This window comes from Micromonospora phytophila (genome assembly GCF_023656545.1).
In the GTDB taxonomy this organism is placed as follows: domain Bacteria; phylum Actinomycetota; class Actinomycetes; order Mycobacteriales; family Micromonosporaceae; genus Micromonospora; species Micromonospora phytophila.
In genome coordinates, this window is the sequence record NZ_JAMOKF010000163.1 from 1 (window position 1) to 11,866 (window position 11,866).

The window sequence follows — 11,866 nt, forward strand, 5'->3', positions numbered from 1 at the left end:
GTGCCCGATGACCATCTACCTCGTCGACATCGAGCAGGTCACCCACTCCTGCCCGGCCTTCGCCGACCCGCACCCGTTCGACATCCGCCGGACCGTCGTCGACGTCATCCCGGGCGGTCCCTGCCGGTCGCCGGCGGTACGCAGCCGGCGGCGGCGGTGGGGTTCGACCGATCGAGCCCGTCGGGCCAGCGCCGGCTGGAACACTGCGGGGGTGGGTACAGCGGCCCGGTCCCGGCTGATCAACTGGGGCGGGCCGGGCACCCGGGTCACCCGCCTGGAGCTCTTCTACGACCTGGTGTTCGTCTTCGCGTTCATCAACCTGACCACGCTGACCTCGGCAAACCTGGACGTCCGGACGCTGGGGGAGTCGCTGGTCGTGCTGGCCCTGCTCTGGTGGTGCTGGACCGGCTTCGCCGCCCTGGGCAACATCCTCCGGGCGGACCAGGGCGTCATGCCGCTGGTCGGCTTCGTGGTGATGGCGGCTGTCTTCGTGCTCGCCCTGAACACCGCCGCAGCGATCCGCGACGAGCCCGGTGGCCTGTACGGGCCGTTCGTCTTCGCCTGCGCCTACCTGACGATCTGGGTGGTCCAGGGGGTTGCCCTCTGGGCCACGATGGGGACCGGCCCGGCGCCGAGGAGGCGCTCGCTGCTGCTCACCGCGCCCACCATGGGCGGCGCCCTGATCATCCTGCTCGCCGCCATGGTGCCGCAGCGCCTCTTCGCCGAGGACGTCGCCGACGACGTGCGGCTCGGGCTCTGGCTCGTCGCGCTGGTGGTGGAGTACTCGGTGCCCCTGCTGCTCACCCGGACCGGGTGGCGGGTGCGGTCGGTGGGCCACTGGGCCGAGCGGCACGCCCTCATCGTGCTGGTCGCGTTGGGCGAGTCGGTGATCGCCCTCGGGGTCGGCTCCACCGAGCGGGCCGGCCGCCCCATCACGGTCTCGATCATCACCGCCGCCGTCCTCGGCATCGTCGTCATCGCCACGCTCTGGTGGCTCTACTTCGACCTGCTCGCCTTCGCCGTCGAGCAGATGCTGCACGGGGTGCGCGGGCCGGAGCGGATCCCGCTGGCCAGGGACATCTACACGTACCTGCACCTGCCGTTGATCATGGCGATAATCCTCGTCGCCCTGGGCCTGAAGCGGCTGCTCACCGGTGTGATCACCTCACCCACGCGCGCGGCGCGCGAGTCGCTCGGCGGACTGGACCTGCTGGTGCTCTACGGCGGGGTGGTCGTCTTCCTGCTCGCCCTGGTGGCGATCGAGCTGCGCACCTTCCGCCGGCTCGACCGGCTCTCGCTGGCCGCCGGCGGGCTGCTCGCCGGTACGGCGCCACTGGCGTACCGGCTGCCGGCGCTGACCGCGCTGGCCCTGCTCACCGCCTTCGTCGGGGTGCTGGTGCTGGCCCGGCTGCGCACCAACCGGGACATCCGCACCCGGGTACGCGAGACGGCGCAGAACGAGCAGGCGGCGCTGGAGGCGGAGGCCAACCAGTGGCGCCGCCGGCACTTCTGACCGTACGGCCCGTGTTGGCGCGGCCCGCAGGGTCGGCGTGACGCCGTGCGCGCCGGACGCCGAGGCGATGCGGAGCTGGCTCACCCCGGCTCGGTCGATCGCGCCTGCGGGCACCCCGACGACTGGGACACTGCCCAGGTGAGGAGGGGGGCCGGCGGGCGGTGGCCGACAGGGATCCGGCCGAGCGCGCCGGGTGCCCGGGCCACCCGTCTCGAACTCTTCTACGACCTGGTCTTCGTCTTCGCCTTCCTCAACGTCACCACGCTGACGGCGGGCAACCCCACCCCGGGCGGCCTGGTGCAGTGCCTGATCGTCCTCGCCCTGCTCTGGTGGTGCTGGACCGCCTTCGCCGCGTTCGGCAACGTCGTCCGGACCGACCAGGGCGTGGTGCCGCTGGTCGGCTTCGCCACCACGGCCGCGGCGTTCGTGTTCGCGCTGGCCATGCCGCAGGCGTTCCGCGACAACCCGGGCGGCCTGAACGGCCCGCTGGTCTTCGCCGTCTGCTACTTCCTGGTCCGGGCCTCCCAGGTGGCGGCCTTCGGCTGGGTGGCCCGCGGTGACCCGGTGCTGCGGCGTCAGTGGCTGCTGCTCAGCGTGCCGGTCGTGATCGCGACGGGCCTCATCCTCACCGCGTCGACGCTGCCGCAGCGGTTCGTCGAGGGGTCGGCCGAGGTCGGCCTCCGGCTCGGGCTGTGGATCGCCGCCATCGCCGTGGAGTACGGCGTGGGACTGGTGCTGCGCGGCACCGGGTGGACGGTGATCTCGGCCGGGCACTGGGCGGAACGGCACGCGCTGATCGTCCTGGTGGCGCTCGGCGAGTCGGTCATCGCCCTCGGTCTCGGGCCCGGACTCATCGCCGGCCTCTCGCTGACCTGGCCGATCATCATCGGGGCGGTGCTCGGCATCGCGGTGGTCGCCGGGCTCTGGTGGGCGTACTTCGACACCCTGGCCCTCGCTCTGGAACAGGCCCTGCACCGCACCCGGGACGTCGACGCCCGCGTCGCGTTGGCCCGGGACGCCTACACCTACCTGCACCTGCCGCTGGTGGCCGGGATCATCCTGTTCGCCCTGGGGCTCAAGGGCCTGCTCGACGAGGGCGCCGACCCGTCCAACCCGGCGTGGGGGCTGCCGCTGCCCGGGTTCGACCTGCTGGCCCTCTACGGCGGCGTGGCGCTCTACCTGCTCGGGCTGGTCGCCCTGGGGTGGCGGGCGCTGCGGGCCCTCCGGTGGCCCTCGATCGGGTTCGTGCTGCTGCTGGCCGCGTCGGCGCCGTTGGCGGCCCGGTTGCCGGAGCTGATCGCGCTGGGGCTGCTGGGCGTGGTCGTCGTGGCGCTGACCGCGGTGCAGACGGCGGCCGACGCCCCCTTGCGCGGGCGGGTCCGGCAGGTGGCGTTGCAGGAGCAGTACGCCGCCGAGGCGGACCAGACCAGGTGGCGCGGGGAACACCTCTGACCCGCCGACGGCTCGTCCCCGCCGGGGACGCCGCCGATGCGGCGACGGCCCCGCCCCGGTGCGGGCGGGGCCGTCGTGGCGACGTGCCGCGGTCAGATCTCGGCGAGCGTGCCCGCGTACATCTTGTCGATCTCGTCGGCGAAGTTGCTCTCCACCCCGCGTCGCTTGATCTTGAGCGACGGGGTGATCTCGCCGTGTTCGATGGTCAGGTCGCGGGGCAGGATGGCGACCTTCTTGATCGTCTCCCAGCGGTTGAGCTTGGCGTTCAGCTCGGCCACGTACCCCTCCACCATGGCCTTTGCCTCGGGCGAGGCGACGATCTCGGTGTAGTCCCGGCCCTCCAGCGGGGTGCCGGCGGCCCAGCCCTTGATCGCGTCCGGGTCGAGGGTGACCAGCATCGTGCAGTAGTTGCGGGCCTGCCCGATCACCACCGCCTGCGAGGTGTACGGGCAGGTCGCCTTGAACATCCCCTCGATGTGCGAGGGAGCGATGTACTTGCCGCCCGAGGTCTTGACCAGGTCCTTCTTCCGGTCGGTGATCTTCAGGTAGCCGTCCTCGTCCAGGCTGCCGATGTCGCCGGTGCGGAAGAAGCCGTCCTCGGTGAACGCGGCGGCGGTCTCCTCGGGCAGGTTGTGGTAGCCGCGCATCACCGGCCGGCCGCGGAGAAGGATCTCGCCGTCGGTGTCGATCCGGCACTCCAGGTCACCCATCGCCCTGCCGACCGTGCCGATGCGCAGCCCCTCCGGCGGGTTGACGAAGTTGCCGGCGCTGGTCTCGGTGAGGCCGTAGCCCTCCGAGATCGGCAGGTTCGCCGCGGCGAAGAAGGTGGCGATCTCGGGGCTGAGCGGGGCGGCGCCGGAGACGAGCACCCGGATCCGGCCGCCGAGGCGGGCCTGGAGCTTGCTGAACACCAGCTTCTCGGCCACCGCGTACTTCAGCTTCAGCCCGGCCGGGACCGGCTTGCCGGCCTGCTCCAGGGCGACCTTCTGCTTGCCGACCCCGACGCCCCAGGCGAAGATCTTCGCCTTCGCACCGCCCGCGCCCTGCGCGGTGGTCACCGCCTTGTTGTAGACCTTCTCGAAGACCCGGGGCGCGCCGCACATCAGCGTCGGCTTGACCACGGCGAGCAGCTCGACCAGCTTGTCCACCCGGCCGTCGACGTACGTCGGCAGGCCGACGTGGGTCGCGCCGCAGAGCAGCGTCTTGCCGAACGAGTGGGACAGCGGCAGCCAGAGGTACTGCAGGTCGTCGTCGCGGAGCAGCCCGACCTCGGCCTGCGCCACCCCCTCCCAGCACCAACCGCCGTGCAGCAGCTCGACGCCCTTGGGGCGCCCGGTGGTGCCCGAGGTGTAGATCAGCGTGGCCAGGTGGTCGGGGCCGATCCCGGCGACCAGCATGTCGATCAGGTCCGGCTCGGCGGTAAGGGCCCGTGCCCCCTGCTCCTCCAGCTCGGCCAGGGTCAGCTGGGGAATGGCGGCGGCCGGGTCGGCGGCGCCGTCGAAGAGCACCACGTGGGTCAGCGCCGGCAGGTCGGCACCGGCGATCTTCGCGGCCTGGGCCGGGTTCTCGGCGAACAGCACCCGGGAACCGGAGTCGGCGATGATGTAGGTCGCGTCCTCCGGCTCGGTGGTGGGGTAGACGGTGGTGGTCGCGCCGCCGGCGCACATGATGCCGAGGTCGGCGATCACCCAGTCGAGCCGGGTGTTCGCCAGGATCGCGACCGGATCCTCCTGACCGACGCCCAGACCGTGCAGCCCGGCGGCGACCGCCTTGGCGCGGTGGGCCACCTGCTCCCAGGTCAACCAGACCGGACCCGAGTCGTCGGGGGCCGGGTGGGCAAAGGCGGGACGGTCGGGGGTCGCCGCCACGCGCTTGAGGAACATGTCAGGAATGGAGCGGTACGGTACATCGAGAGCCATCGCTGTAGCCGCCTTACGGGGGTGGAGACGTGACAGTCATCACGCCATGGTGGGTTACCGAAGAGTATTGCCTGCACCCGGGCGTCGGCTAGCCCCGCTGATCACGGCACGGCCACGTCCCGCGACGTGGAACGGCGCTAGGTGTACCGGCCGGCGACCAGCGACCAGTCGTAGGTGGCCCGGATCCAGGTGCGGCGCGCCCGCAGCACCGAGCGCACCGGGGCGTCCGCGGTGGCCAGCGCGGTCGCCTCCGCCGCCAGGTACGCCGACAGGGCGTCGTTGAACCGGTCGGCCGCCGCCCGCAGCGCGGACGGCTCGTCGCCGCCGGTCTGTCGGGAGGCGATCACGGTGACCAGGTTGTGCCCGTCCGGCGTCGAGCGGTTCTCCTTTCCGTAGGAGAAGACGTCGTTGCACCAGCAGACCAGGTCGGCGGCGAGCAGTTCCAGGCCGACCAGCGTCGGGTCGGCCCGGTCGGTCGCCCCCGGCAGGCCGCCGAGGGCCAGGTCGGTGAGGGTGAAGCTGGGGTGCACCCCGCCGGTGTGCCGGCGCATCTGGACGTACTCGGCCAGCTCGGGCACCCGGCCGTGCTCCCGGTTGGTCGCCTCCCACAGCAGCGCCATCAGGTACTCCCGCACCTGGCTGACGAAGCGCAGCAGCGGCGCCGGCGGCCCGACGGCGCGGACCCGCCGGCACAGGTCGTCCAGCGCGTCGCCGAGCGGCCCGGCGGCGGTGGACGGCCCCGCGGTCGGGTCGCCGTGCCGGTCCAGCACGTCCAGCAGGGCCGCGACGGTGGGCGCCAGCCGGGTCGGGGCGTCACCGAGGCCGTCCTCGTCGCAGGAGTCGTCCATCACGAACAGCCAGGAGAAGAGATCGGTCAGCAGGCGCAGCCGGTCGACGGGCCCCTCCGGGCAGGCCCGCCCAGCCAGTTCGGCCGCGTCAGCCCGCCGCAGGCGGCGGAGCCGGTGCCCGGAACTGATCAGCCCGAGGCTCCGGGCCCACGCGATGGTCTCCTGAGCCACCTGGTCGGTGGCGTGGTGCCGTTCCGCGGGAAAGGGGGGTTCCCGCAGCGCCGAGGCCGCAAAGGTCCGCATGGTGCCCCCAGTCGCGCCGTCCCGGGCGGGACGGCGCGGGACAGCGTACGGGAGCAGGGATCGTCCCCCATCGTTGGGTGGAGGAAGTTTCAGCTCCGACCGTGACCGTTCTTGTGCATGCCGTCACATGCCCAGGTCGGCGCGGCGGAGCCGGTCGACGAGCGCCGACGGACCGTCGACCTGCACCCGGGACACCCGCTGCCGGCCGGAGAGGAACAGCGCCAGTTCACCGGGCGCGCCGACGACCCGGACCGGCTCGCCACCCCGGCCGACGGAGAGCTCGCCGTAGCCGGGAGCCTGCACGAAGACGTCCGCCGGGAAGCGGCGCAGCGCCAGCCGGGCCAGCGGGGCGCTGCGCTTCCACAGGGCCGCGCCCAGCCCGGCCGGCAGGTTGCGCGGGAGCCAGCCCTTCCGGGCCCGGCGAACGTCCTCGTGGTGGATGAAGAACTCCAGGGTGTTGACCAGTTCGTCGGTCACCGGGTTGCTGACCGGGCTCCACACCGGTGGGCGGCGCACCTGGCCGACCAGGCGGGGCCAGGGGCGCGCGGCGATCCGCCGGCGCACCCGCTCGGCGTGCCCCCGCAGCGGCGGGAGCAGGATGCCACCCGCCGCGTCCGGCCGGCGCTCCCGCAGCACCAGGTGCGTGGCGAGGTCGCGGGCGCACCACCCCTCGTTGACCGTCGGCGCCTCCGGCCCGAGGGCCAGCATCAGGTCGGCGAGCGCCTCGCGCTCCGATCGGGCGTACCGCGACATGGCTCCGATCGTAGGCGCGGAGGCCCACTCCGGCGCGCCGGCGCCCGGTGGCGGCAGTGACGGCAGTGACGGTGGACATATCGGCCCGGGTCGGCGGAGCTGGCCCCGACCGGTAAGGATGAGGGAGATAATTGCGGCTTACGGCGGGGGAGAGAGTGGCGAGCAGGACAAGTCGGGACGTGCTCGGGCGGGGGCTGGCCGTGCTCGGGCAGGCGATCCGGGAGCAGCCGCGGATTTTCGCGGTCGCGGTGACCGGCAGCGTGCTCTTCGGCGCCATGACGGTGGCCAGCGCGTTCGTGGTCGGCGCGGTGGTCGGTGACGTCGTGGTGCCCGCGATCGAGCGGGGCTCGGTCGGTGTCGGGGTGCTCGCCCTGGCCGCGGTGGCGCTGTTCGGCATCAGCATGCTTCGGGTGGTCGGCATCTTCGGCCGCCGGCTCGGCGCGGGCTACATGCAGTACCGCCTCCAGGCCGCCTACCGTCGCCGGGTCACCCGCCGCTACCTCGACCTGCCGCTGTCCTGGCACCACCGCAACGCCACCGGCACCCTGCTCTCCAACGCCAACTCCGACGTCGAGGCCGCCTGGTACCCGATCGCGCCGCTGCCCTTCGCGGTCGGCACGCTGGTGATGCTGGTCGGGGCGGTGGTCTCGCTCTTCGTCACCGACTGGGCGCTGGCCCTGGTCGGGCTGGCCGTCTTCCCGGCGCTCTTCGCGCTCAACGTGGCCTACTCTCGCCGGATGGCGCCCCGCCAGGCCCGGGCCCAGCGGCTGCGCGCCGAGGTCAGCGGCATCGCCCACGAGAGCTTCGACGGCGCCCTGGTGGTCAAGACCATGGGGCGGGAGGCGCAGGAGACCGACCGGTTCGCCGCCCGCGCCGGGGAACTGCGGGACTCGCTGGTGGCCGTCGGACGGCTGCGCGGCGTCTTCGACCCGATGCTGGAGACCCTGCCCAGCCTCGGCACGCTCGCCGTGCTGGTGGTCGGCGCGTTCCGGCTGCGGGAGGGCGCGATCAGCGTCTCCGAACTCGTCAGCGTGGCGTTCCTCTTCACCGTGCTGGCCTTCCCGGTGCGGGCCATCGGCTGGGTGCTGGCCGAGCTGCCGCGCAGCGTCGCCGGCTGGGAGCGCGTCCGGCGGGTGCTCGACGCCACCGGCGAGATGCCGTACGGCGACACCGAGTTCGACCCGGCCGATCGCCGGCCGGCCACCCTCGCCTTCGCCGGCGTCTGCTTCGGCTACGAGCCGGCGGAGGCGCACCTGCCCGGCACCGAGGTGCTCGGCGAGGTCTCCTTCACCGTGCCCGCCGGGAAGACCGTCGCCCTGGTCGGGCCGACCGGGGCCGGCAAGTCGACGATCGCCTCCCTCGCGGTGCGCCTGGTCGACCCCCGGGCCGGCGCGGTCGCGCTGGACGGGGTGGACGTCCGACGGCTCACCGCCGCCTCGCTGGCCGGCGCCGCCGCGCTGGTCGCCCAGGTGCCGTTCATCTTCGACGACACCGTGCGGGCCAACATCGCCCTGGACCGGCCGGGCATCGGCGACGACGACGTCTGGGCGGCGCTGCGGCTGGCCGAGGCGGACGGTTTCGTCGCCGCCCTTCCCGACGGGCTCGACACCATGGTCGGCGAGCGGGGCACCTCGCTCTCCGGCGGTCAGCGGCAGCGGCTCACCCTGGCCCGGGCGCTCGCCGGCCGACCGCGCCTGCTGGTGCTCGACGACGCGACCAGCGCCGTCGACCCCCGGGTGGAGGCCGCCATCCTGGCCGGACTGCGCTCCTCGGGAGGCGAGCCGGGCACACCCGCCGCGTCGATCCTGGTGGTCGCCTACCGGCGGGCCACCATCGCCCTCGCCGACGAGGTCATCTACCTCGAACAGGGGCGGGTCGTCGCCCGGGGCACGCACGCCCAGCTGCTCGCCACCGTGCCGGGCTACACCGACCTGGTCACCGCGTACGAGCAGGCCGAGGTCGACCACACCAAGAACGCCACGTACGACCAGGTCGCCCCGCTGAGCTCGGGCCTGGAGATCGAGGTGGACCGGTGAGTGCGAGGAGTGAGCTTGCGAGCCCCGCAGTCGCGAACGAAAGGTGGGTCCGGTGAGTGTGGCGGCGGCCGAACGACAGGCGGCGCAGGAGCAGCGGCCGGAGGTTGCCGAGACGACCTGGCAGACGCTGCGCCGCGGGCTGGCGCTCTCCCCGGAGCTGCGGGTCGGCCTCGCGGGCACCCTCGGCCTGGCCCTGGTCTACATGGTCGGCCGGGCGGCGGTGCCGGTGGCGGTGCAGCAGGGCATCGACAACGGCATCCTCGGCGGCCTGAACCTGCCGGTGGTCTGGACGGTGGTCGCGGCCACCGCCGCGGTGCTGGTGGTGACCACGCTCTGCGGGTACCTGATGATGCGCCGGCTCTTCACGGTCAGCGAGACCGCGCTGGCCAACGTGCGGGTGCGGGCGTTCCGGCACGTGCACGACCTGTCCATGCTGCACCAGCAGTCCGAGCGACGGGGTTCGCTGGTCTCCCGGGTGACCAGCGACGTCGACCAGATCACCCAGTTCCTCCAGTGGGGCGGCGTGATCCTGGTGATCAACCTCGGTCAGCTGGTGGTGACCACGCTGGTCATGCTCGCGTACTCCTGGCAGTTGACCCTGGTGGTCTTCGCCGCCTTCCTGCCCGCGGTGTTCGTGATCCGGCTGCTCCAGCGCCGCCTGGGTGCCGCGTACGGGGTGGTCCGGCAGCGCACCGGCACGCTGCTCGGCACGATCGCGGAGAGCGTGGTCGGCGCGCCGGTGATCCGCGCGTACGGGATCGCCGGGCGGACCGCCCGCCGGCTCGACGAGGCGATCGACAGCCAGCGGCGGGCTCAGCAGCGGGCGATCCGGATCAGCATCCTCGGCAGTTCGGTAGGTGAGCTGGCCGCCGGGTTGGCGCTGGCGGGCGTGGTGGTGCTCGGGGTCACCCTGGGCGCCGACCGCACCCTGAGCATCGGCGAGGTGACCGCCTTCCTCTTCCTGGTCACGCTCTTCATCCAGCCGGTGCAGATCGCCACGGAGGTGCTCAACGAGGCGCAGAACGCCATCGCCGGCTGGCGCCGGGTGCTGGACGTGCTGGACGTAACGCCGGACGTCGCCGACCCGGGCCAGCAGGGGCGGGAGTTGCCCTCCGGCCCGCTGGACATCCGCTTCGCCGGGGTGTGCTTCGCCTACCCGGGGGGCCCGCCCGTGCTGCACGACGTGAGCCTGGAGATCCCGGCGAAGAGCCGGGTGGCGGTGGTCGGGGAGACCGGCAGCGGCAAGACCACCTTCGCGAAGCTGCTCACCCGGCTGATGGATCCGACCGCCGGTGAGGTCCTGCTCTCCGGGGTGCCGCTGGATGAGGTCCGGTTCGCGTCGCTGCGTTCCCGGGTGGTGATGGTGCCGCAGGACGGCTTCCTCTTCGACGCCACGGTGGCGGAGAACGTCCGCTTCGCCCGGCCGGAGCTGACCGACGAGCAGCTCACCGCCGCCTTCACCGAGCTGGGCCTGGCCGACTGGCTGGAGGGGCTGCCGTCCGGGCTGCACACCCCGGTCGGCGAGCGGGGCGAGGCGCTGAGCGTGGGGGAGCGGCAGCTGGTGGCGCTGGCCCGCGCGTACGTGGCCGACCCGGACCTGCTGGTGCTGGACGAGGCGACCAGCGCGGTCGACCCGGCCACCGAGGTGCGGCTGCAGCGCACCCTGGACGCGGTGACCCGGGGGCGCACCACCCTCGCCATCGCGCACCGGCTTTCCACCGCCCAGTCCGCCGACGAGGTGATCGTGGTCGACCGGGGCCGGATCGTGCAGCGCGGCCCGCACGACGAGCTGGTCCGGGACCCGGAGTCGATCTACGGCCTGCTCTTCGCCTCCTGGCTGGAGCAGACCCGCTGACCGAAGGCCGTCCGTCGCGGCCCGACCGTGCGTCGGGCCGCGACGGCCGGCTCAGCGGGAGTAGAACTCCACCACGAGCTGCTCGTCACAGATCACCGGCACCTCGTGCCGGGCCGGCTCACGCAGCAGCGTGGCCCGCAGCCCGGCCAGCTCCACCGACAGGTAGGGCCGGGCGGGGCCGTCGGGGGCGTTGGCGCCGGTGGCGGCGAGCTGGAACGGCGCCGAGGCGCGGCTGCGCTCGCGGACCCCGACCACCTGACCCGGCCGCAGCCGGTACGAGGGCCGGTCGACCTTGCGCCCGTCGACGGTGAAGTGGCCGTGCGCGACCAGTTGCCGCGCCTGGTAGATGCTGCGGGCCAGCCCGGCCCGGTGCACCACCGCGTCGAGCCGCCGTTCCAGGAGCGAGACCAGGCTCTCGCCGGTCTTGCCGGTGCCGCGGGCCGCCTCGTCGAAGGTGCGCCGCAGCTGGGTCTCGCTGACGTTGTACTGGTGGCGCAGGCGCTGCTTCTCCAGCAGTCGGACCTGGTAGTCCGAGGTCTTGCGCCGCTGCCGGCCGTGCACGCCGGGCGGGAAGGGGCGTCGCTCGACGTACCGCACGCACTTGCGGGTCAGGGCGATGCCGAGGGCGCGGGAGATGCGGGCCTTGGGCCTGGGGTGGTTCACGCTGGACGTCTCCAATCCGGTGCTCTAGTCTTCGAGTTAGGCAAGCCTAACCTACTAAGGAGGTCGTGCCATGCGACCCAGCCCCGCGGAGATCGTCCGTACCCTCGTCGCCGGCCGGCTGCCCGCCCTCGCCCACGTCGCGCACCGGTCCGGCCCGCACCAGGTCCGGCACGTCACCGACCCGGACGGGCGGGTGCTGCTGCTGGTGCCGGTGGTCAGCGACCTCGAAGCGGCGCTGCGGCCCGCCCAGGGCGAGTCCGACGTCGCGCTGGTGCTGGACGTGCTCGACCTGCCGCCCGCGGCCGGGGCGCCGTCGCTGGGCCGGGCCTGGATCTCCGGCTGGGCGACCCGCCTGGACGGCGACGAGGAACGCCGGGCGGCGCTCGACTTCGCCGCGGTGGAGCCGACCGGCGACCTGCTCGACGTGGGCACCCGGTTCCGGCTGTACCGCTTCGAGGTGGTCGAGGCCCGCTGGGAACGCGCCGGCGCCGTCCGCCGGATCGACCCCGAGGCGTACGCCGAGGCGCAGCCGGACCCCCTGCACCCGGTCGAGGCGGAGCTGCTGGCCGATCTCGCCGAGCACC

Annotated in this window: 9 protein-coding genes; 5 read left to right on the top strand and 4 right to left on the bottom strand. The window is 73.4% G+C overall.

Translation table 11 applies throughout. The features are described 5' to 3' along the window. Positions 1–295: 295 nt before the first annotated feature. On the top strand, positions 296–1,513 hold the full coding sequence (locus NCC78_RS18980; protein WP_308220925.1) for a low temperature requirement protein A: 1,218 nt from the start codon (positions 296–298) through the stop codon (positions 1,511–1,513). A 138-nt stretch (positions 1,514–1,651) separates the two neighbouring features. Further along, on the top strand, positions 1,652–2,965 hold the full coding sequence (locus NCC78_RS18985) for a low temperature requirement protein A (protein WP_250796000.1): 1,314 nt from the start codon (positions 1,652–1,654) through the stop codon (positions 2,963–2,965). Positions 2,966–3,057: 92 nt separating this feature from the next. Here the strand turns inward: NCC78_RS18985 and NCC78_RS18990 are convergent, their stop codons facing one another. The 3 genes from NCC78_RS18990 to NCC78_RS19000 form a co-directional block, all read right to left on the bottom strand. Next, positions 3,058–4,884: an AMP-dependent synthetase/ligase gene (locus NCC78_RS18990; RefSeq protein ID WP_250796002.1), complete on the bottom strand. Its 1,827-nt coding sequence runs from the start codon at positions 4,882–4,884 to the stop codon at positions 3,058–3,060. A 137-nt stretch (positions 4,885–5,021) separates the two neighbouring features. Continuing rightward, entirely contained in the window at positions 5,022–5,975 is a 954-nt protein-coding gene (locus NCC78_RS18995; RefSeq protein ID WP_250796003.1) for a terpene synthase family protein, read from the bottom strand. 123 nt (positions 5,976–6,098) lie between these two features. Beyond that, on the bottom strand, positions 6,099–6,728 hold the full coding sequence (locus NCC78_RS19000) for a TIGR03085 family metal-binding protein (protein ID WP_250796004.1): 630 nt from the start codon (positions 6,726–6,728) through the stop codon (positions 6,099–6,101). Positions 6,729–6,883: 155 nt separating this feature from the next. Here NCC78_RS19000 and NCC78_RS19005 point away from each other — a divergent pair, with 155 nt between their 5' ends. Both NCC78_RS19005 and NCC78_RS19010 read left to right on the top strand, forming a co-directional pair. Then, positions 6,884–8,764: an ABC transporter ATP-binding protein gene (locus NCC78_RS19005; protein WP_250796005.1), complete on the top strand. Its 1,881-nt coding sequence runs from the start codon at positions 6,884–6,886 to the stop codon at positions 8,762–8,764. A 58-nt stretch (positions 8,765–8,822) separates the two neighbouring features. Further along, complete coding sequence (locus NCC78_RS19010) at positions 8,823–10,619, top strand: ABC transporter ATP-binding protein (RefSeq protein WP_250796010.1); 1,797 nt, start codon at positions 8,823–8,825, stop codon at positions 10,617–10,619. Positions 10,620–10,670: 51 nt separating this feature from the next. Here NCC78_RS19010 and rpsD read toward each other — a convergent pair whose 3' ends face one another. Beyond that, entirely contained in the window at positions 10,671–11,282 is a 612-nt protein-coding gene (gene rpsD / locus NCC78_RS19015) for a 30S ribosomal protein S4 (protein WP_250796006.1), read from the bottom strand. Between the two features lie 70 nt (positions 11,283–11,352). On the opposite strand from rpsD, the gene NCC78_RS19020 reads away from it, so the two are divergent. Continuing rightward, positions 11,353–11,866 (top strand): DUF2470 domain-containing protein (locus tag NCC78_RS19020; protein ID WP_250796008.1); only part of this gene is annotated, 514 nt, incomplete at its 3' end.